This is a genomic window from Streptomyces sp. NPDC003943 (genome assembly GCF_053605265.1).
In genome coordinates this window covers 92,431-112,379 of sequence record NZ_JBSGIW010000014.1, presented here as the reverse complement: position 1 = coordinate 112,379, position 19,949 = coordinate 92,431, and the positions used below count along the sequence as shown (strand labels likewise).

General features: G+C 72.7%; 17 protein-coding genes. 4 read left to right on the top strand and 13 right to left on the bottom strand.

The features are described 5' to 3' along the window. Positions 1-149: 149 nt before the first annotated feature. From ACWEV0_RS09160 to ACWEV0_RS09145, 4 genes are read right to left on the bottom strand one after another with little or no spacing between them, the layout of a single operon-like run. The gene (locus ACWEV0_RS09160) at positions 150-1,598 is read right to left on the bottom strand and encodes an NAD(P)H-hydrate dehydratase (RefSeq protein ID WP_453147781.1); all 1,449 of its coding nucleotides are present in this window, start codon (positions 1,596-1,598) and stop codon (positions 150-152) included. Between the two features lie 57 nt (positions 1,599-1,655). Continuing rightward, complete coding sequence (locus ACWEV0_RS09155) at positions 1,656-2,024, bottom strand: holo-ACP synthase (RefSeq protein WP_451605682.1); 369 nt, start codon at positions 2,022-2,024, stop codon at positions 1,656-1,658. A 16-nt stretch (positions 2,025-2,040) separates the two neighbouring features. Next, the gene (glmS, locus tag ACWEV0_RS09150; protein WP_453147780.1) at positions 2,041-3,888 is read right to left on the bottom strand and encodes a glutamine--fructose-6-phosphate transaminase (isomerizing); all 1,848 of its coding nucleotides are present in this window, start codon (positions 3,886-3,888) and stop codon (positions 2,041-2,043) included. Between the two features lie 39 nt (positions 3,889-3,927). Next, a complete protein-coding gene (locus tag ACWEV0_RS09145; protein WP_453147779.1) occupies positions 3,928-4,605 on the bottom strand; it encodes a hypothetical protein in 678 nt (225 codons plus the stop codon). Between the two features lie 229 nt (positions 4,606-4,834). On the opposite strand from ACWEV0_RS09145, the gene coaA reads away from it, so the two are divergent. Both coaA and ACWEV0_RS09135 read left to right on the top strand, forming a co-directional pair. Next, on the top strand, positions 4,835-5,839 hold the full coding sequence (gene coaA / locus ACWEV0_RS09140; RefSeq protein WP_403795501.1) for a type I pantothenate kinase: 1,005 nt from the start codon (positions 4,835-4,837) through the stop codon (positions 5,837-5,839). A gap of 95 nt (positions 5,840-5,934) precedes the next feature. Further along, complete coding sequence (locus ACWEV0_RS09135) at positions 5,935-6,882, top strand: DUF389 domain-containing protein (protein WP_453147777.1); 948 nt, start codon at positions 5,935-5,937, stop codon at positions 6,880-6,882. An 80-nt stretch (positions 6,883-6,962) separates the two neighbouring features. Here the strand turns inward: ACWEV0_RS09135 and glmM are convergent, their stop codons facing one another. The 4 genes from glmM to ACWEV0_RS09115 all read right to left on the bottom strand — a co-directional run bounded on the left by glmM (position 6,963) and on the right by ACWEV0_RS09115 (position 10,147). Then, entirely contained in the window at positions 6,963-8,321 is a 1,359-nt protein-coding gene (gene glmM / locus ACWEV0_RS09130) for a phosphoglucosamine mutase (protein ID WP_453147775.1), read from the bottom strand. Positions 8,322-8,534: 213 nt separating this feature from the next. Then, entirely contained in the window at positions 8,535-9,047 is a 513-nt protein-coding gene (rpsI, locus tag ACWEV0_RS09125; RefSeq protein ID WP_403795494.1) for a 30S ribosomal protein S9, read from the bottom strand. Between the two features lie 44 nt (positions 9,048-9,091). Then, the gene (gene rplM / locus ACWEV0_RS09120) at positions 9,092-9,535 is read right to left on the bottom strand and encodes a 50S ribosomal protein L13 (RefSeq protein WP_453147774.1); all 444 of its coding nucleotides are present in this window, start codon (positions 9,533-9,535) and stop codon (positions 9,092-9,094) included. A gap of 204 nt (positions 9,536-9,739) precedes the next feature. Continuing rightward, positions 9,740-10,147: a winged helix-turn-helix transcriptional regulator gene (locus ACWEV0_RS09115; protein WP_453147772.1), complete on the bottom strand. Its 408-nt coding sequence runs from the start codon at positions 10,145-10,147 to the stop codon at positions 9,740-9,742. Positions 10,148-10,265: 118 nt separating this feature from the next. Here ACWEV0_RS09115 and ACWEV0_RS09110 point away from each other — a divergent pair, with 118 nt between their 5' ends. Further along, positions 10,266-11,210 (top strand): NADP-dependent oxidoreductase, encoded by a 945-nt coding sequence (locus tag ACWEV0_RS09110; protein ID WP_453147770.1) that lies wholly within the window; start codon positions 10,266-10,268, stop codon positions 11,208-11,210. A gap of 217 nt (positions 11,211-11,427) precedes the next feature. On the opposite strand, the gene ACWEV0_RS09105 is transcribed toward ACWEV0_RS09110, so the two are convergent. Continuing rightward, complete coding sequence (locus ACWEV0_RS09105; RefSeq protein ID WP_453147769.1) at positions 11,428-13,050, bottom strand: ABC-F family ATP-binding cassette domain-containing protein; 1,623 nt, start codon at positions 13,048-13,050, stop codon at positions 11,428-11,430. 56 nt (positions 13,051-13,106) lie between these two features. Between ACWEV0_RS09105 and ACWEV0_RS09100 the strand changes: the two genes are divergently transcribed. Further along, on the top strand, positions 13,107-14,090 hold the full coding sequence (locus ACWEV0_RS09100) for a hypothetical protein (protein WP_453147767.1): 984 nt from the start codon (positions 13,107-13,109) through the stop codon (positions 14,088-14,090). On the opposite strand, the gene ACWEV0_RS09095 is transcribed toward ACWEV0_RS09100, so the two are convergent. The 4 genes from ACWEV0_RS09095 to ACWEV0_RS09080 all read right to left on the bottom strand — a co-directional run bounded on the left by ACWEV0_RS09095 (position 14,084) and on the right by ACWEV0_RS09080 (position 19,738). Beyond that, the gene (locus tag ACWEV0_RS09095) at positions 14,084-15,562 is read right to left on the bottom strand and encodes a glycosyltransferase family 39 protein (protein ID WP_453147766.1); all 1,479 of its coding nucleotides are present in this window, start codon (positions 15,560-15,562) and stop codon (positions 14,084-14,086) included. The two genes, ACWEV0_RS09100 and ACWEV0_RS09095, sit on opposite strands and share 7 nt — an antisense overlap. Further along, positions 15,559-17,088, bottom strand: a complete 1,530-nt coding sequence (locus ACWEV0_RS09090; protein ID WP_453147764.1) for a glycosyltransferase family 39 protein — start codon at positions 17,086-17,088, stop codon at positions 15,559-15,561. Before ACWEV0_RS09090 ends, ACWEV0_RS09095 begins: the two co-directional genes overlap by 4 nt. Positions 17,089-17,231: 143 nt before the next feature. After that, complete coding sequence (locus tag ACWEV0_RS09085; RefSeq protein ID WP_453147763.1) at positions 17,232-18,311, bottom strand: glycoside hydrolase family 26 protein; 1,080 nt, start codon at positions 18,309-18,311, stop codon at positions 17,232-17,234. Continuing rightward, the gene (locus tag ACWEV0_RS09080; RefSeq protein ID WP_453147789.1) at positions 18,311-19,738 is read right to left on the bottom strand and encodes a glycosyltransferase family 2 protein; all 1,428 of its coding nucleotides are present in this window, start codon (positions 19,736-19,738) and stop codon (positions 18,311-18,313) included. The genes ACWEV0_RS09085 and ACWEV0_RS09080 overlap by 1 nt, the downstream gene beginning before the upstream one ends. Positions 19,739-19,949: the final 211 nt, after the last annotated feature.

Sequence of the window (19,949 nt, the reverse complement as noted above, 5' to 3'; positions counted from 1 at the left end):
TTCACCCCCAAGGGCGTCCGCGTCAACACCATCTCGCCCGGCCCGGTCCGCACCCGGGTGTGGACCAACCCGCAGACCGCGCGCAGCGCCGGACTGGCCCGCAGGGGCAGGGCGGCGATGGTGCAACGGCGCGTCGGGGGCAGCCGGGCTCAGGCGCCCATGACGTCTCCCCACGCCCCTCGCAGCGCGTCCGCCACGTCCCCCGCCGTGATCGGGGTGCCGTGCGCTGAGGCCCGGCGGGCTGCCAGGCCGTGGAGGTAGGCCGCCGCGGAGGCCGCGTCGGTGGCCGGGAGGCCGGCTGCCAGGAGGGAGCCGGCGAGGCCGGAGAGGACGTCGCCGCTGCCGGCCGTGGCGAGCCACGAGGTGCCGGTGGGGTTGACGCGGACCGGGCCCGCGCCGCCCGGGCCGCAGACCAGGGTGGTGGAGCCCTTCAGGAGGACCGTGGCGCCGAAGCGGGCCGCCAGCCCGCGGACCGCCGCGAGGCGGCCCGACTCGACCTCTTCGCGGGAGGTGCCGAGGAGGGCGGCGGCCTCGCCGGCGTGCGGCGTCAGGAGGGTGGGGGCGGTGCGGGACTTCACGGCCTCGGGCGAGAGGTCGCGCAGCCCGTCGGCGTCGACGAGGACCGGGACGTCGGAGGCGAGGACCTCCGCCACGCCCGGGCCGTCGCCGAGGCCCGGTCCGACGACCCACGCCTGGACGCGGCCCGCCTTCGCCGGCGGCCCCGGGTGGACCAGGGTCTCGGGGTGGGCGGCGATGACGGCGTCGGCGGCCGGGCCGACGTACCGGACGGCACCCGCGCCGCCCCGCAGCGCGCCCGCGACGGCGAGGACGGCGGCGCCCGGGTAGCGGGCGGACCCGGCGACGACGCCGACGACGCCGCGGCGGTACTTGTCGCTCTCGGCGGCGGGGCGCGGCAGGAGGCGTGCGACGTCCTCGTGCTGGAGGGCCTCCAGGTCCGGTACGGAGGGGAGGGTGGCGGCCAGGCCGATGTCGACGAGCCGCAGCGCGCCGGCGTACTCGCGCGCCGGGTCGACGAGCAGCCCCGGCTTGTACGTGCCGAAGGTGATCGTCGCGTCGGCGCGCAGCGCCTCGCCCGCGACCTCGCCGGTGTCGGCGTCGACGCCGCTGGGCAGGTCGACGGCCACGACGACGGCGTCGGAGCCGCGCGCCGCCCGGGCGACGGGCACGGCGTCGGGCCGCAGCCCGCCCCGGCCGCCGATCCCCGTGATGCCGTCCAGGACGAGGTCGGCGGCGGCGATGGCGTCATAGGGGTCGTCGTGCGGACCGACCACCCGGCCCCCCGCCCGCCGCAGCGCCGCGAGCCCGCCCTCGTGCGCCCGCGCGCCGAGCGGCACCGCCGTCACGCCGGCGCCTCTACGGGCGAGCCGCGCGCCGGCGTACAGCGCGTCGCCCCCGTTGTCGCCGCTGCCGACGAGCAGCACGACCCGCGCCCCGTACACCCGCCCCTTCCCCAGCAGCGAGCAGCAGGCGGCCGCGAGCCCGGCCGCCGCCCGCTGCATCAGGGCGCCCTCGGGCAACCGGGCCATCAGCTCGGCCTCGGCGGCCCGTACGGTCTCCACGCGATAAGCGGTACGCATGGCACCCACCCTGGCGGTTCCGCGCCAGGCGCGCCACCTCCCCCGCGCGCCGCGGGCTCAGCCCTCCGCGATCACCACCGCCGACGCCACCCCGGCGTCGTGACTGAGGGACACGTGCCAGTGCCGTACGCCCAGTTCGGCGGCGCGGGCCGCGACGGTGCCCCGGACCCGTAGCCGCGGCTGGCCGCTGTCCTCGACGTACACCTCGGCGTCCGTCCAGTGCAGGTTCCCGGGCGCGCCGAGGGCCTTGGCCAGCGCCTCCTTGGCGGCGAACCGCACCGCGAGGGAGGCCGGGCCGCGGCGCTCGCCGCTCGGCAGGAGCAGCTCGCGCTCGACGAAGAGGCGCTGGACGAGCCCCGGTGTGCGTTCCAGCGACGCGACGAAGCGGTCGATCTCCGCCACGTCGATCCCCACCCCGATGATCATCTGCCCACTACCTCACTCACTCCACCGTCACGGACTTGGCCAGGTTGCGCGGCTGGTCGACCTCGTTGCCCCGCGCCGTGGCCAGTTCGCAGGCGAAGACCTGGAGGGGCACGGTGGCGACCAGCGGCTGGAGCAGCGTAGGCGTGGCGGGGATGCGGATGAGGTGGTCGGCGTACGGGACGACGGCCTCGTCGCCCTCCTCCGCGATGACGATCGTGCGCGCGCCCCGGGCCCTGATCTCCTGGATATTGGAGACGATCTTGTCGTGGAGGACGGCCCGGCCGCGCGGCGAGGGCACCACGACGACGACCGGCAGGTCCTCCTCGACCAGGGCGATCGGTCCGTGCTTGAGCTCGCCGGCGGCGAAGCCCTCGGCGTGCATGTACGCGAGTTCCTTGAGCTTCAGCGCGCCTTCGAGGGCCACGGGGTAGCCGACGTGCCGGCCGAGAAAGAGGACCGTGTCCTTGTGGGCGAGCGAGCGGGCGAGCGCGCGCACGGGCTCCATGGTCGCCAGGACCCGCTCGACGCCGTCGGCGCTCCGGGCGAGCTCGCGGATGACGGCGTGGATCTCGTCGCCCCACTGGGTTCCGCGCACCTGGCCGAGATAGAGCGCGAGCAGGTAGCAGGCGACGAGCTGCGTCAGGAAGGCCTTGGTCGACGCGACGGCGACCTCGGGGCCGGCGTGCGTGTAGAGCACGGCGTCCGACTCCCTGGGGATCGTCGACCCGTTGGTGTTGCAGACGGCGAGGACCTTGGCGCCCTGCTCGCGCGCGTGCCGCAGCGCCATCAGGGTGTCCATGGTCTCGCCGGACTGGGAGATCGCGACGACGAGGGTGCGCTGCCCGAGGATCGGGTCGCGGTAGCGGAACTCGCTGGCCAGCTCCACCTCGCAGGGGATCCGGGTCCAGTGCTCGATCGCGTACTTGGCGATAAGTCCGGCGTGGAAGGCGGTGCCGCACGCGATGATGACGATCTTGTCGGCCTCGCGGAGCACCCGGTCGGGGATGCGCACCTCGTCGAGGCGGAGGTGCCCCTCGGCGTCGATCCGGCCGAGGAGGGTGTCGGCGACGGCCTTCGGCTGCTCGGCGATCTCCTTGAGCATGAAGGAGGCGTAGCCGCCCTTCTCGGCGGCGGAGGCGTCCCAGTCGATGTGGAAGGCCCGTACGTCGGCGGGGGCGCCGTCGAAGTCGGTGACGGTGACGCCGTCACGGGTGAGCTCGACGACCTGGTCCTGGCCGAGCTCGATCGCCGAACGGGTGTGGGCGATGAAGGCGGAGACGTCGGAGGCGAGGAAGTTCTCGCCCTCGCCGACGCCGACGACGAGCGGGGAGTTGCGGCGGGCGCCGACGACGACGTCCGGCTGGTCGGCGTGCACGGCGACCAGCGTGAAGGCGCCGTCGAGCCGCTTGCACACCAGGCGCATGGCCTCGGCGAGGTCGCCGACGGAACTGAACTCCTCGGCGAGCAGATGGGCCACGACCTCGGTGTCCGTCTCGGACAGCAGCTCGTGGCCGCGCTCGGCCAGTTCCGCCCTGAGGGTGGCGAAGTTCTCGATGATGCCGTTGTGGACGACGGCGACGCGGCCCGCGTTGTCGAGGTGCGGGTGCGCGTTGCTGTCGGTGGGGCCGCCGTGGGTGGCCCACCGGGTGTGTCCGATGCCGGTGGAGCCGCTCGACAGCGGCCGGTCCACCAGTTCCTTCTCCAGGTTGACGAGCTTTCCGGCCTTCTTGGCCGCGGCGAGGCCGCCGTCGGAGAGCACCGCGACTCCGGCCGAGTCGTAGCCGCGGTACTCGAGCCGCTTCAGGCCCGCGATCACCACATCGAGCGCCGACTGTCCGCCGACGTAACCCACGATTCCGCACATGGCGGCAGCCTACGGCGGAACCCGGCCCACCGGCCGGACTCAGCGCAGCTTGGCCGCCTGCGCGTCGGCCACGGCGGTGGGGAGCTCGTCGGCCGTGACGGCGACGAGGCTGTTGCCCTTCCGGAAGACGACGAGGGCGCCGGCGCCGGTCTTCCTGCCGGTGACGGTCCAGGCGAGGGCCTCGTCGCCGGCGGTGGCGGGCTTCGGGACGAGCTTGGTGACGTCCTCGGTCCGGACGGTCGAGGTCAGGTGGAAGCCCTGGGCGCAGGCGGTGCCGGCGGCCCTGAGCGACTCGAACGCCCGCTGCGCCCCCTCCCCGTCGTACGAGCCGAGCGCCACGTCCGTCCGGGCCCCGCCCCTGTCCGCCCTGCGGTGCACGGTGGTCGTCGGCGTGCCGGGCGCCGCCCCGGCCAGCGCCTCGGCGAGCGGCTCGCAGGCCGGCTTGTCGGAGCTGACGTCGCCGACGTTGACGACGCCGGCGCCCTCGACCTTGGTCACCCGGTAACCCCTGAGATCCGCCGGGCCGACGGCCAGCCTGTCGAGGGCGGCGGAGGGCAGCGCCCGTACGTCCGGCCTGGCCGCGGCGGACGCCGAGGCGTCGGCCTTCCCGCTGTCCTCCCTCGGCTTGTCGTCACCGCCACAGGCGGTCAGCACCAGCGCCAGCGTGACGGCGGCGGACGCGGCGACGGCGGTACGGCGGAGCGGGATGGGGCGCATCTGTCATCTCTCGGCAAGGGAATCGGCCAGGGGAAAGCGGAATGGTACGCACCCTATGCGCGCCCTCCGCTGTCATGACCACGCGGTACCCGATCGAGGCGGCAGGCCTGATCACGACCCGGGCCGAGCGGCGGCTCCGGAAGCTGCTGCCCACCCGCACGGCGGCCTGACGCCGCCGAGTGACCCACCCCACCCTCCGCTCGCGCCCCGCACCCACGACAATGGGCGGGTGATCGATTCGCCGCCACGAAGCCCCAAGGGAAACGGGAACGGTGCCGCAGGGCGCCGGGTCGCCGAGCCGACGCCGTATGTCGACCTCACACGGGCGGAGTGGAGCGCGCTGCGGGACAAGACGCCGCTGCCGCTCACCGCGGACGAGGTGGAACGGCTGCGCGGGCTCGGGGACGTCATCGACCTCGACGAGGTGCGGGACATCTATCTGCCGCTGTCGCGGCTGCTCAACCTGTACGTGCAGGCCACCAGCGGGCTGCGCGGCGCCCTCAACACCTTCCTCGGCGAGCGGGCCGAGCAGCGCGGCACCCCGTTCGTCATAGGGGTCGCCGGCTCCGTGGCCGTCGGCAAGTCGACCGTCGCCCGGCTCCTGGAGGCGCTCCTCGCGCGCTGGCCCGAGCACCCGCGGGTGGAGCGGATCACCACCGACGGCTTCCTGTACCCGATGGAGGAGCTGAAGGCGCGCGGGCTGATGTCCCGCAAGGGCTTCCCCGAGTCGTACGACCGGCGGGCGCTGACCCGCTTCGTCGCGGACGTGAAGGCGGGCAAGGAGGAGGTCTCCGCGCCGGTCTACTCGCACCTGATCTACGACCGGGTCCCCGACGAGAAGCTCGTCGTGCGCCGCCCCGACATCCTCATCGTCGAGGGGCTCAACGTGCTGCAGCCCGCGCTCCCCGGCAAGGACGGGCGGACCCGGGTCGGTCTCGCGGACTACTTCGACTTCTCCGTGTACGTGGACGCGCGCGCCGAGGACATCGAGCAGTGGTACCTCAACCGCTTCCGCAAGCTGCGCCAGACCGCGTTCCAGGACCCGTCCTCGTACTTCCGGCGCTGGACCCAGGTCTCCGAGGAGGAGGCCCTGGACTACGCCCGCACGATGTGGCGGACCATCAACAAGGTCAACCTCCTGGAGAACGTGGCCCCGACCCGCGGACGGGCGACGCTCGTCGTGCGCAAGGGCCCGGACCACAAGGTGCAGCGGCTGAGTCTGCGCAAGCTCTGAGCTCCGCGCGCTCCGGGCCTTCGCGAGCCCCGCGGGCTCTGAGTCTCCGTAAGCTCTGGCCTTCCCCGAGCTCTGAGTCTCCGTAAGCTCTGAGGATGCTTCACCTGCGACTGATCGTGCCGCCGGACCGTACGGATTCGGCAGTCGGGCTCATCGAGCGGACCGTCGGCACCACCCATCTGGTGGTGGTGCCGGGCGCGGCCCGCGACCCGGCCGGTGACCTCGTGCTGTGCGACGTGGCCCGCGAGGCCGGGCAGGAAGTCCTGCACGGGCTGCGGGAGCTGGGGATCGACCGTGACGGCTCGATCGCCGTCGAGAACATCGACCTGTCGCTGTCGACCCGCGCCACCGCCGCCGAGGAGGAGGCCCCGGGCGAGGCCGCCGACGCGGTGATCTGGGAACAGCTGACCGACGCCACCCACGAGGAGTCGACGCTCTCCATCACCTACAGCGCCTTCATGATCCTGGCGACGATGATCGCGGCCTGCGGTGTCGTGCTCGACAACGCCATCCTGATCGTGGGCGCGATGGCCGTCGGGCCGGAGTTCGGTCCGCTCGCCGGCATCTGTACGGGGATCGTGCGGCGGGCCCCCAAGCTGGTGCTGCGCTCCTCGTACGCGCTGGTCGTCGGCTTCGCGGCGGCGATCGTCGCGACGACCGTGTTCAGTCTGGGGATGGACGCGCTCGGCCTGTTCAGCGTGGAGCAGCTCGACGCGCCGCGCGCCAACACCAGCTTCATCTGGCAGCCGGACCCGTTCTCCTTCGTCGTCGCCCTGCTCGCGGGCGCGGCCGGCACCCTCTCGCTCACCTCGACGAAGTCGGGGGCGCTGATCGGGGTCGCGATCTCGGTGACGACGGTCCCGGCCGGCGCGAACGCCGCCGTGGCGCTGAGCTACGGCCAGTACGCCCAGATGTGGGGTTCGGTCGAGCAGTTGGCCCTCAACCTGACCGGCATCATCCTGGCCGGCACCGTCACCCTGTTCGGGCAGGTGCTGCTGTGGCGGACCCAGCGCGGCCAGTGGACCCGCAAGGGCAAGGCATGACCGGCGAGGCGTAACCGAAAGGCACGACGAAGGCCCCCGTTCCGGCGTACGGAACGGGGGCCGACAGGGCGTCATACGGGCTAGCCGAGCGCCGACTTCACCGCGTCCGCGAGCCGTCCCGCCACCGACCGGGCCTGCTCGATGTCCGCCGCCTCCACCATGACCCGCACCAGCGGCTCGGTGCCCGAGGGGCGCAGCAGCACGCGGCCGGTGGTGCCCAGCTCGCGCTCGGCGTCGCCGACGGCGTGGGCCAGCTCGGCGGAGGTCTTCACGCGGGTCTTGTCGACGTCCGGCACGTTGACGAGGACCTGCGGCAGCCGCTCCATCACGCCGGCGAGCTCGGCGAGGGACTTGCCGGTGGCGACGACCCGGGCCGCGAGCATCAGACCGGTCAGGGTGCCGTCGCCAGTGGTGGCGTGGTCGAGCACGATGACGTGGCCGGACTGCTCGCCGCCGAGGGCGTAGCCGTGCTCCTTCATCGCCTCCAGGACGTAGCGGTCGCCGACCGCGGTCTGGACGAGCTGGAGGCCCTCGCGCTCCATGGCGAGCTTGAAGCCGAGGTTCGACATGACGGTGGCGACGACGGTGTCGCCGCGCAGGGTGCCGGCCTCGCGCATGGCGAGGGCGAGCACGGCGAGGATCTGGTCGCCGTCGATCTCCGCACCCGTGTGGTCGACCGCCAGGCAGCGGTCGGCGTCGCCGTCGTGGGCGATGCCGAAGTCGGCCTGGTGCTCGACCACGGCGGCCTTGAGCAGGTCGAGGTGGGTGGAGCCGCAGCCGTCGTTGATGTTGAGGCCGTCGGGCTCGGCGCCGATGGTGACGACGGTGGCGCCGGCCCGGGAGAACGCCTCGGGCGAGACGCGGGCGGCGGCGCCGTGCGCCTCGTCGAGGACGATCTTCAGGCCGTCGAGCCGGTTCGGGAGTACGGCGACGAGGTGGGCGACGTACTTGTCGAAGCCCTCGTCGTAGTCACGCACCCGGCCGACGCCCGCGCCGGTGGGACGGTCCCAGGGGGCGCCGGTGCGGTGCTCCTCGTACACGGCCTCGATGCGGTCCTCCAGCTCGTCGGCGAGCTTGTGGCCGCCGCGGGCGAAGAACTTGATGCCGTTGTCGGGCATGGCGTTGTGCGAGGCCGACAGCATCACGCCGAGGTCGGCGCCGAGCGCGCCGGTGAGATACGCCACGGCCGGCGTGGGCAGCACGCCGACGCGCAGCACGTCGACGCCCGCGCTGGCGAGGCCGGCCACGACGGCGGCCTCCAGGAACTCTCCCGAGGCGCGCGGGTCGCGCCCCACCACGGCGGTCGGCCGATGGCCCTCGAACGTGCCCGCCTCGGCCAGCACGTGCGCGGCCGCGACCGACAGGCCGAGCGCCAGCTCCGCCGTCAGGTCGGCGTTGGCCACGCCCCGCACCCCGTCCGTGCCGAAGAGTCGTCCCACAGCTGTCCTCCGAAAGTGCTCCGAAAATGCGATGCCCTGAACGACGCGCCGAACGCCTCTGAACGGCTGATGCCCGTTTTCGCCCGGGACCGCGCGCAGGGTTGTGCCCAGATTATGAAAGCAAGAAGTGAAAAAGCCGTACGCCCCGGCAGCACGGGAGTGCCGCCGGGGCGTACGGACCAAGCCAAGCAGGCCTGGCAGGCCAGCAGGCGATTAGCGCTTGCTGTACTGCGGGGCCTTGCGGGCCTTCTTGAGACCGGCCTTCTTGCGCTCGACCGCACGGTCGTCGCGGGAGAGGAAGCCGGCCTTCTTCAGCGGGCCGCGGTTGTTCTCGACGTCGGCCTCGTTGAGGGCGCGGGCCACGCCGAGGCGCAGGGCGCCGGCCTGGCCGGACACGCCGCCACCGGCGATGCGGGCGATGACGTCGTAGCGGTCGTCGAGCTCGAGCACCTTGAAGGGCTCGTTGACTTCCTGCTGGTGCACCTTGTTCGGGAAGTAGTCCTCGAGGGTGCGACCGTTGATCTTCCACTTGCCGGTGCCCGGAACGATCCGGACGCGGGCGATGGCGTTCTTGCGACGGCCCAGGCCGGCAGCCGGCTGCGGGTCGCCGAAGCGGGACGCGAGGGACTCGGAGGTGTAGTCACCCTCGACGATCTCGGTCTCGGTGGTGTATTCCTCGACGCCCTCGAACTCGTCGACGGGGGTCTCGGGGGTGGTCTCGGCCACGATGCTCCTCAGATTTCTTTCGTTCTTAGGGGGTGTGGCCGGAACTACTGCGCGACCTGGGTGATCTCGAACGGGACCGGCTGCTGGGCAGCGTGCGGGTGGTTCTCGCCCGCGTAGACCTTCAGCTTCGAGAGCATCTGACGGCCCAGGGTGTTCTTGGGGAGCATGCCCTTGACGGCCTTCTCGACGGCCTTCTCGGGGTTCTTGTCCAGCAGCTCGTCGTAGCGGACGGAGCGCAGACCACCCGGGAAGCCGGAGTGGCGGTACGCCATCTTCTGGGTCCGCTTGTTGCCGGACAGGTGCACCTTGTCGGCGTTGATGATGACGACGAAGTCACCCATGTCCATGTGGGGGGCGTAGACGGGCTTGTGCTTGCCTCGCAGGAGGTTCGCAGCCGTCGTCGCCAGACGGCCCAGGACGATGTCCTGCGCGTCGATGATGTGCCACTGGCGAGTGACATCGCCGGGCTTGGGGCTGTACGTACGCACTTCGTAGCCTTCGCTTCTTCAGTGGATGGAGTCCAGACACACCTGAAGCGATCATGCAGCTGGGGCCTACACTGCCGGGATCACTGCCCGTATGCAAGCCACTGGTAACTGCTCCAGGGAACTTGCGCAACGGCCCGTCGCGTGAGAACGACGGAGCCAATACGCATAACAAAGCAGAAGCCTACCCGGGCTCCCCCGAGCGGGTCAAAACGCGGCGGCACCCGCGTCATACGCCTCCCGGGCCGCGGCCACCTCCTCGATGTGGGTGTCCGCCCACCCCTTGATCGCCCGCACCACCGGAAGCAGCGACGCGCCCAGCTCCGTCAGCTCGTAGTCCACCCGCACGGGCACGGACGGGGTCACCGTACGGGCCACCAGACCGTCCCGCTCCAGCCCCCGCAAGGTCTGCGTGAGCATCTTCTGGCTGACGCCGGCGACCTTGCGGCCCAGGTCGCTGTAGCGGTGGGGGCCGTCGGCGAGGGCGGAGAGGAGGAGGGTGACCCACTTGTCGGAGATGCGGTCGAGGAGCAGGCGGGCGGGGCAGTCGGCGAGATACGCGTCGTAGGCGCGGCGGGCATCTTCGCGGCGTTCGGCGGCGGTACGGGTCGCCACGGCGCTCCTTCCGGTGCGGTACGCACTTCCGGGTACGTACTTACCGTTGGAGAGTAGCGCTCCCTAGGTTCGTTCCGTAGCCCTTCTCCTCACGCCCTCCCGGAAGGAACCGCACGCCATGCGCGCTCTCGTCATCGACTCCTTCGGCGGCCCCGAGGCCCTGCGGATCGCCGAGGTCCCCGTCCCTGTCGCCGGCCCCGGCCAGGTGCTGATCCGGGTCGAGGCGGCGACCGTCCACCCCGTCGACCTCGCCACCCGCTCCGGCGTCCTCGCGGAGGCGGGTCTGATGGCCGGGACGGGCCGGACGGGGCTCGGCTGGGACGTGGCCGGCGTCGTGGAGGAGACCGGGCCGGGCGTCGACGGCGTGCGGCCCGGCGACCGGGTCCTCGGGATGAACGACCGGCTCGACGTGGAACTCGGCACCCAGGCCGAGTACGTGGTCCTGGACGCCCACGCGGTGGCCCCGGCGCCCGTCTCGCTCGCGCCGGCGGCCGCCGCGACCCTGCCGCTGGCCGGTCTCACCGCCCTCCAGGCCCTGGACGCGCTCGACCTCCCGGCCGGCGAGACCCTGCTCGTGACGGGCGCGGCAGGCGCGGTCGGCGGCTACGCGGTGCAGCTGGCCGCCGCGCGCGGCCTGCGGGTCGTGGCGGTCGCCCGCCCCGGCGACGACGAGCTCGTACGGGAGCTGGGCGCCGAGCACGTCGTGGCCACCGACCCCGACGCGCCCCGCCTCGGCGCTGCCGTCCGCGCCCTGGTCCCCGGCGGCGTCTCCGGCGCACTGGACGGCGCCGTCCTGGGGGCGTCGGCCCTCGACGCGGTCCGCTCGGGCGGCGTCTTCGCCGCCCTGGTCGCGGGCGGCGCCCCGTATCCCCTGCGCGGCATCCGCGTCCTCCCGGTCTGGGTCCGCGCCGACACCGCCGGCCTCACCCGCCTCGTGGCCCTTGCGGACGCGGGCGGCCTGACGCCGCGCGTCGCCGCCACCCTGCCGCTCGCGGAGGCGGCGGAGGCGCACCGCCGCCTGGCGAAGGGGGGCCTGCGGGGGCGGGTGGTGCTGGTTCCGTAGGTCGGATCCGGGAGCCGGGATCCACGAGTCGGGATCCGAAAGCTGGGATCCACGAGCCGGGATCCAGGAGCTGGGATCCAGGAGCCGGGATCCGAAAGCCGGGATCTTGGATCCACGGCGGCCGCCGGATGTTGGATCCGGGATCCAACATCCCGCCTGCCGGATCACGGATCACGGATCCCGGATCACGGATCCCGGATCCAACATCCGCCTCGGCTCAGCGCGCCCGCTCCACCCGCCGCTCGTCCCACACCGGCTCGCTCGTCTCCCGTACGACCCCGTCCGACCCGAAGACCAGGTAGCGGTCGAACGACCGGGCGAACCAGCGGTCGTGGGTGACGGCCAGCACCGTGCCCTCGTAGGACTCCAGGCCGTCCTGGAGGGCCTCCGCGGACTCCAGGTCCAGGTTGTCGGTGGGCTCGTCGAGGAGCAGGGCGGTGGTGCCCGCCAGTTCGAGCAGGAGGATCTGGAAGCGGGCCTGCTGGCCGCCGGAGAGCTTGTCGAAGGGCTGGTCGCCCTGGCGCTCCAGCTCGTAGCGGCGCAGCATCGACATCGCCGCGCCGCGGTCCTTGGCGTGCTCGGTCCACAGGATGTCGACGAGCGGGCGGCCCTGGAGCTCGGGGTGGGCGTGGGTCTGGGCGAAGTGGCCGGGGACGACCCGGGCGCCCAGCTTCCACGTACCCGTGTGGGCGACCGACTCGTCACCCGCGAGGAGGCGCAGGAAGTGGGACTTGCCGGAGCCGTTCGAGCCGAGGACGGCGACCCGCTCGCCGTAGAAGATCTCCAGCGAGAACGGCTTCATCAGGCCGGTGAGCTCCAGGTTCTCGGCCGTCACGGCCCGCACGCCGGTGCGGCCGCCGCGCAGCCGCATCCGGATGTCCTGCTCGCGCGGCGGCTCCGGCGGCGGGCCGGCCTCCTCGAACTTCTTCAGCCGGGTCTGCGCGGCCGCGTACCGCGAGGCCATCTCGTGGCTGACCGCCGCGGCCTGCCGCAGGTTGATGACGAGCTTCTTCAGCTGCGCGTGCTTCTCCTCCCAGCGCCGCTTCAGCTCCTCGAAGCGGGCGAAGCGCTCCCGCCGCGCGTCGTGGAAGGTGTCGAAGCCGCCGCCGTGCACCCACACGTCGGAGCCGGCCGGCCCGGGCTCGACGGCCACGATCTTCTGGGCGGCGCGGGAGAGCAGCTCGCGGTCGTGGGAGATGAAGAGCACGGTCTTGCGGGTCTCCCGCAGCCGCTCCTCCAGCCAGCGCTTGCCGGGGACGTCCAGGTAGTTGTCCGGCTCGTCGAGCAGCAGCACCTCGTCGTTGCCGCGCAGCAGGTACTCCAGGACGAGCCGCTTCTGCTCGCCGCCGCTGAGCGTGCGCACCTGCCGGAACTGCGCCTTGTCGTACGGCACGCCCATGGCGGCCATGGTGCAGATGTCCCAGAGGGTCTCGAACTCGTACCCCTGCACCTCGGCCCAGTCGCTGAGCGCCTGCGCGTACGCCATCTGCGCGGCCTCGTCGTCGACCGTCATGATCCGGTGCTCGGCCTCGTCGACGGCCTTCGCGGCCGTGCGGATGCGGGCGGGCGCCACCGAGACCAGCAGGTCGCGGACGGTGGACTCGTCGCGCACGGAGCCGACGAACTGCGGCATGACGCCGAGGCCGCCGCTGACCGTGACGGTGCCGCCGTGCGGCTGGAGCTCGCCGGAGACCAGCCTGAGCAGGGTCGTCTTGCCGGCGCCGTTGGCGCCGACCAGGGCGACGACGTTGCCCTCGCCGACCCGGAAGGAGACGTCCCCGAGCAGGACCCTCCCGTCCGGCAGGTAGTACTCCAGATGTGCGGCCTCGACATGTCCCATGCGGGGCATTGTCGCCGCCCGCACCGCTGTCGCCCAACCGGATTAGGATGCCGCGCATGAGCTTCGGGGGACCGCAGTGGCCGCAGCAGGGCCAGGGGCAGGCGCAGGGTCAGGGGCAGCAGCCGTACGGACAGCAGCCGAACGGGCAGCAACCGTACGGGCAGCAGCAGTACGGACAGCAGCAGTGGCAGCCCCAGCAGCCCAACCCGTTCCCGGGCGCCCACGCCCCGCAGGCCGGCGGCCCGACCCCCGACTGGGGCGCCCTCGCCGACGCCTCCGCCGCCCGTGACCAGCGCAAGCGCTGGCTGGTGATCGGCGGCGGCGCGGTCGCCGCGCTCGTCGTGGGCGCGGTCGTCGCGACCGCGATCGTCGCCACGAACAAGAGCAACGACGAGGCGAAGAACGGCGGCCCGACGGCTACCGGCCCGGCCGCCCCCTCGGACACCGCCACCCCGGCCCCGTCGTTCTCCTCGGTAGCCCCGCTGCCGCCGCCGAACCCGCGCGACTACATCTCCGACGCGAAGAAGGACAAGGCTCCGCTGAGCGCCGAGGGCCTGTTCCCGGGCCGGAAGCTGACCATGAACGGCCGCGCCTACGCCAAGAGCGCGACGGCCTCCACCACCAACTGCGCGGCGGTCACCCAGGGCGGCCTCGGCTCGGTCCTCAGCGGCAACGGCTGCACGCGCGTGCTGCGCGCCACGTACGTGAAGGACGGCGTCGCCGTCACCGTCGGCGTCGCCGTCTTCCCCACCGACGAGCAGGCCCTCAAGGCGAAGAAGCAGGCCACCGGCGGCATCGCCCCGCTGACCGGCGCGGGCGTCGGTGACTTCTGCCACGCCACGGTCTGTCTGCGCCGCACCAACTCGATCGGCCGCTACGTCTACCTCACCCAGGCCGGCTTCCTCAACGGCAAGAAGGTGACCACCGGCGACCAGGCCGTCTTCAAGGCCAGCGACGACCTGGGCACCTTCGCCTTCAACCAGATCTACGCCCGCGGCCGCAGCCAGGCAGCGGCCGCGGCCGGGGCTCCCGGTCAGTGAGTACGGCGCTCCAGCAGCTGGACGGTCACATGGCGGAGCCGCTCGGTGCGGGCCACCGTGTAGCCGTCCTTGAGCGCCTTGGCCTTCGCCTCGGGCATGTAGGCGTACGGGTCCTCGTCGTCGCCCGGTGAGACGAACCAGAGGCGGTCGGAGCCGGACAGGCGCCCGCTGGGCCGCTGGTACTCGTGCGCCCAGAACCAGCCGGTCTGCTGCGGCGCCCGCTTCATGAGGATGTCCGCGGGCCTGGTGCCCTCGCGCAGCTGGTACGCCATGGCGAGCCGCGAGTTGAAGCTCCGGTGGAAGACGATGCCGTCACCGGGGCGCTGTCCGGCCTTCACGAGCCGGGCCGCGCCCGCGTAGTCGGGCTCGGTCGGGATGTCCTGGCGGACGCTCCGCAGGGCGGGCAGGGTCAGCACGACGAACCCGGCCACCGCGGCGGCCACCAGGGCCGTGGCGCGCGCCCGACGCCAGAGCGCGCCGCGGCCGACCACGGTCAGCAGGCCCGCGACCCGGACGGCACCGGCCGCCGCGAGGAGCGTCCAGGCCGGGACCGTGAACAGCAGGTACCGGGGCAGGAAGAGGTGCAGCCACTCGCCGGTCGCGGCGGTCACCACCGGCGGCAGCAGGGCCCAGGTCGCCAGCGCGACGGCGCTGGGACGGCCGGCCGCCCACAGTCCGAGGACGGCGAGCCCGAGCACGGTCGTGGCGACGGTCCAGTTCCCGAACAGGTCCGACGCGTACCAGAGCAGGTCGCGGCTGGAGACGTCGTTCCAGGCGATCTGGCCGCTCTGGCCGGTGCTCCGGTACGCCATGGGGACGACCACGGAGGTGCCCATGACCGCGGCGCAGGCGAAGGCCCAGTGCGCGAGCGGGTCGCCGGAGCGCCTGGCCCGCAGCACGAGCACCGCGTGGGCCGCGAGCACGCTCAGCGCGACCAGGTGGCTGAACCCGGTCAGCGCGACGGCGAGCGCGTAGCCCGCCCAGACCCGCAGCGAGGGCCGCTCCAGGGCGCGCAGCAGCAGCACGGTGGCGAGCAGCGAGAAGAACATCGCGAAGGCGTACGGGCGGGCCTCCTGCCCGTACCGGGCGACGGTCGGGAGCAGGGCGAAGAGCAGCCCGGCCGCCACCCCGACGCGCGCGGTGAACAGCCGGCGGCCCACGAGCGCGACGAGTCCGGCCGAGGCGGCCATGGCCAGTGCCTCGGGCAGCCTCAGCGCGGTGGTGGAACTGCCGGCGAGCCACGTCCAGGCGTGCATGAACGTGTAGTACGGCACGAACACGATGTCGACGTGTTCGGTGAGCCGGCCGAAGGCGGCGGACGGCAGGGAGGACGCCCACCAGGTGGCGTACTCGTCGAACCACAGCTGTCGGTTCCCGAGGCGGGTCAGGACGCACACCAGCGCGACCGCCGTGGGCGGCAGGAAGGTCAGGAGCGGCCCGAGCCGGGGGCTCCGCACGGTCGGCGCGGTCATCGCTTCACCCAGATCCGGTAGGAGCCCTGGCCCTCGCCCAGCCGGAACGGCAGGGTGCCGAGGAGGCGGTACTTGTCGCTCTCCTTCAGGGCCGCCGCGATGACCTTGTCCTTCTGCGGGACGGTGACCCCGTCGAGCACGATCAGGTCGAACCAGCCGTCCGCGATGGCCGTGCGGTAGCCGTCGTCGTCGTGGTGCACGGCGCCCTCGGCGTCCTGGTAGCCGATCCAGTAGAGCGAGGTCCAGTGCGTGTGGTCGGTGATGTCCCGCAGGTAGTACACCGGCACGTTGGGCAGCGACGCGAGGTACCGGCCCTCCCCCGGGGTGACGTACTGCCGGAGCGAGGCGGTGAGCCGGCTGGAGTCCGGCCAGGTGGCGAATCGTTCCACCGACTGGCCCATGCCCAGGCACAGCATCACGACCCACAGGGCGCAGGCGAGCTGTGGATGCCGGAAGTGCGCGCCGACGAGCCGGGTCAGCCCGACGCCGGCCAGCGGCGCGGCGAAGAGCAGGCCGAAGCCGAGGTGCTTGTAGAGCGCGACGGACGTGTGGAGGTGGATCTGGTAGGCCGGGGCGAGCAGGGCCGTGCCGCACAGGAGCAGGCCGAGCAGCACGCGCCAGCCCCGGCCCGGGACGGGCAGCCGGCGGGTCTCCGGTGACTCGTTCATCCGGCCGCGCCGGGCGTACGCGACGGCACCGCCGCACGCGGTCAGGAACAGCAGACCGGACCAGACGGCCGACTTCCGCAGCAGGTCGAGCGCCTCTTCGGTGCCGTGCGCGCGGGCCGTGGTGGTGGTCCGTACGCCTTCCAGGACGTCGGTCCCGTACAGCGCGACGGCGAGCAGTCCGGCGACGGTCAGTGCGAACGACCCGGCCCGCCACAGACTCGCCCGGCCGCGGTGCGGCCAGGCGACCAGCGCGGCGAGCACGATCAGGCTCGGCAGGTACAGCGCGGCGGCGTACTTCGTTCCGGCGGCGAGCACGGCGACCGGTGCGGCGAGGGCCGCCAGTGCCGGGTGGGCCCGGTCGGTCCGTACGAGGATCCAGGCCGCGAGGGCGAGCAGGAGGATCGCGGGCGCGTCGTAGGTCGCGAACCAGCCGAGGACGATCGTCGACTGGGTCACCGCGAACAGGGCGGCGGCGGCGAGCGCGGCCCGCTCGTTGAACAGCCTCCGGGTCGTCCCGTAGAGGAGGGTGGTGGCGCCGAGCATGCACACCAGGCTGAGCAGGCGGGCTCCGGTCAGGCCGGACCAGGCGTCCGCCAGGGCGGCCACGACGGGGTAGAGGGTCGGCGAGCCGGAGAAGTAGCTCGCGTAGTCGGTCGGCACCGGAGTGCCGTGCAGCAGATGGGCGAGCTCCAGGTGGCCGGCGGTGAGGTAGAGGGCCTCGTCCGAGTAGGCCGTGTTCTCCAGCCGGAACGAGAGCACCGCCTGCAGGAGCAGGATGCCGAGCAGGATCCCCCGGGCGGCCCAGGTGCGCCGGGGGCTCCCGGCCGTGGTCCAGGCCGTCCGCGCCGGGCGGGGCACGTGATAGCCGACGGGGACTTCGGGCGGTCCGGCCGGCCTGGGTGGTCCGGCCGGTCTGGGCGGTCCCGGTGGTCCCGGTGGCCGGTGCCCGGCGGCCTGGGGGACGGCCGGGAGGGGCGCTCTGGGGCCTGGCTCTGTGGCTGTCATCTGACCTTCCGCACGTCGAAGCCGTAGATGTCGTCTGCTGCCAGTCGCTTGAACTCGGCGGTCGTCGTCGTGCCCTCGTCGAGCCGCCAGTCCGCGCGGGCCGCAACGTGGTCGAACCAGACGAAGCCGAGGACGTCGGGGTGCTCCGCGGCCCCCTTCACCAGGGCCCGCACGTCGGCGTCACGGCGCCAGCCGCGCTCGGCAGCCGTCTCCAGGAGGATGAAGGGCTTGGAGCTGAACGCCCGGACCTCGCTCATCGTCGGGCCGAACAGCTCGTTGAAGGTGTCGGGCGGCTCGTTGTAGGTGAAGTAGCCGATCAGGCCGACCCAGTCGACGAACGCGTCTCCCGGGTAGTACGGCTGGAGGGCGACGTTCCGCACCGGGTTGACGACGTTCGGGGACCACGCCCAGATCACGTTGGCCGCGCCGACGTCCTGGAAGACGTCGTGGATGTGGCGCCATGCCTTCACGTACGCCTTGGGTGTGGTGGCCTCGGTGCCCCAGTTCTCCCAGGCGCCGTTCATCTCGTCGGCGAAGGTGATCGCGACGGGCAGGTTCAGCTTGCGCACCGCCCGCGCGTACTTCTGGATGTAGTCGTCCGACCGGCCGGAGGCGATGTCGTCCAGGGTCGTGTCGAAGGGCTCCCAGGAGACGACGGTCAGCGCGCCGGACCGCCAGGCGTTGCGCACGCCGGTGATGTCGAATCCGTCGCCCCAGGCCGCGTAGTAGCCGATGAGGTTCGGGCGCTTGCCGGTCTTGCGGGTGTACGCGTCCACCGGCTTCATGGAGTTCGGGGCGCCGGCCGTGGAGACGCCGAAGTACTTCTTCGAGGGCCGGATCAGCGGTCTGACGTCGTACGGGACCTCGACCGCGGGCCCGGGGGCGGCCTGCTGCCCCCGCGCCGCGGCCGACCGGCCGCCGGTGTCCGGGGCGCTGCACGCGGTCAGGGCGAGGAGCAGGGCGGCGAGCAGCGGGGCGGCCGCGGGGACACGAAGGCGCGTCGGACGCAGGAGCGTCGTACGGGGGCGCGTCGCACGGAGGCGCAGGGCACGGAGGCGGAGGGCACGGAGGCGCATCAGGCGACGGCCCCCGTCCGCGGCTGCACCAGGGCGCGGGCGACGATCATCGCGTAGAAGAGTCCGGAGGAGAGCAGCAGCGCGAAGTCGTACACGTCCACGGTGGCCATCCGCCAGACCGCGGCCCCGACCCAGAGCAGGGCGGTGCCGCCGCCCCACGCCCACAGGCCGATCCAGAACCGCCGGGTCCCGTTGCGCCTGGCCCGGTCGGAGCCGGTGGCCTGCCAGCCCATGCGGGTGCCGCGGAGGATGTCCCAGATCGCGAAGACGTGCGCCCAGGAGTACATCATCCGGACGGCCCACGCCTCCAGGCGGTACGGGACGCGGTGCCACAGCGGGAAGACGATCGTGGTGTACGCGATGCCGGGCAGCACCAGCCACACGTTCTCGAAGCGGGGCTGGTCGGGGAAGGCGAGCAGCAGCACGATCGGCAGGAGCGGCGCGACGAAGGTGAACAGCGCCGTGTGGATGTAGTAGAAGAACCCGGAGAGATAGCAGAGCCGGCTGCTGAAGCGGAGTCTGGCCTGCCAGAACTTCTTGCTACCGAGCAGGCTCATCGAGCCCGCGCACCAGCGGTACTGCTGGTTGAAGAAGGCCCCCGCGCTGTCCGGGCAGACGCCCGCCGCCACCGCGACCGGCACATAGCGCAGGTCCCAGCCGAGGCGGCGCAGGTCGAAGCCGGTGTGGACGTCCTCGGAGTGCTCGATGAGCGTGGTGCCGCCGTTCTCCTCCAGGGCCGCGCGCCGGTAGACGGCGCAGCTGCCGACGCAGATGGCACCGTCGCGGCCCTGCCGGGAGACCTGGACGGCCCGGTAGAACAGCTCCTGTACGGCTCCGGCGCCGCGCTCGATCCAGTTCTGGGCGTCGAGCACCCGGAAGAACTGCGGCGACTGGACGATCGCGGTCCGGCTGTCCTTCTCCATGTACGGGAGGAGTTCCTCCAGGAGGTCGGCGCGCGGCGCGAAGTCGGCGTCGAGGATCAGGACGTACGTGCCGTCGGTCTGGTCGAAGCCGAAGCGCAGGTTGCCGGCCTTCTTGAACCAGCCGCGCCGGGCGCGGGTGCCGTAACGGAAGCCGAAGTCCTCGGCCATCGCCCGCAGCTCGGGGCTGGCCGAGTCGTCCAGGACGAACGGCACGCAGATGCCCGGATAGCGGTCGGCAAGCGCCCGGACATGGGTCCAGGTGTTGTGCAGGACCTCGATGGGCTCGCCGCACACCGGCAGGAAGACGTCGACCGACGGGTAGTGCTCGGGCCGCCACTCGCGCACCAGGCGGCGGTGCTCGTCGAGGTCGAAGTCGCGGGTGAAGGCGTTCACCCGGAGCGAGACCAGGTAGTAGACCACCGTGAAGGCGAGCAGCGGGGCGAAGAGCCACAGCAGCGGGGTGGCGGCGGCGAGCCGGAACTGGCTGAGCGCAAGGCAGCCCATGCTCAGCAGCGAGGTGGCGGTCAGCACCCACAGCCGGCGCCGGGCGTACAGGTACCTCTCGTCGTCGGACGGCGGCGTCGGCAGCAGCCCGACGGCGCCCGGTCCCGGGTCGTCGTACGGTAGCCGCGGTTCGGCCGGTCGTGTTGCCGTGCCCGCCCCGATCAGGCGGGCCTCAGTTGCACTCATCCCAAGAACTCCCGACACCTTCTCC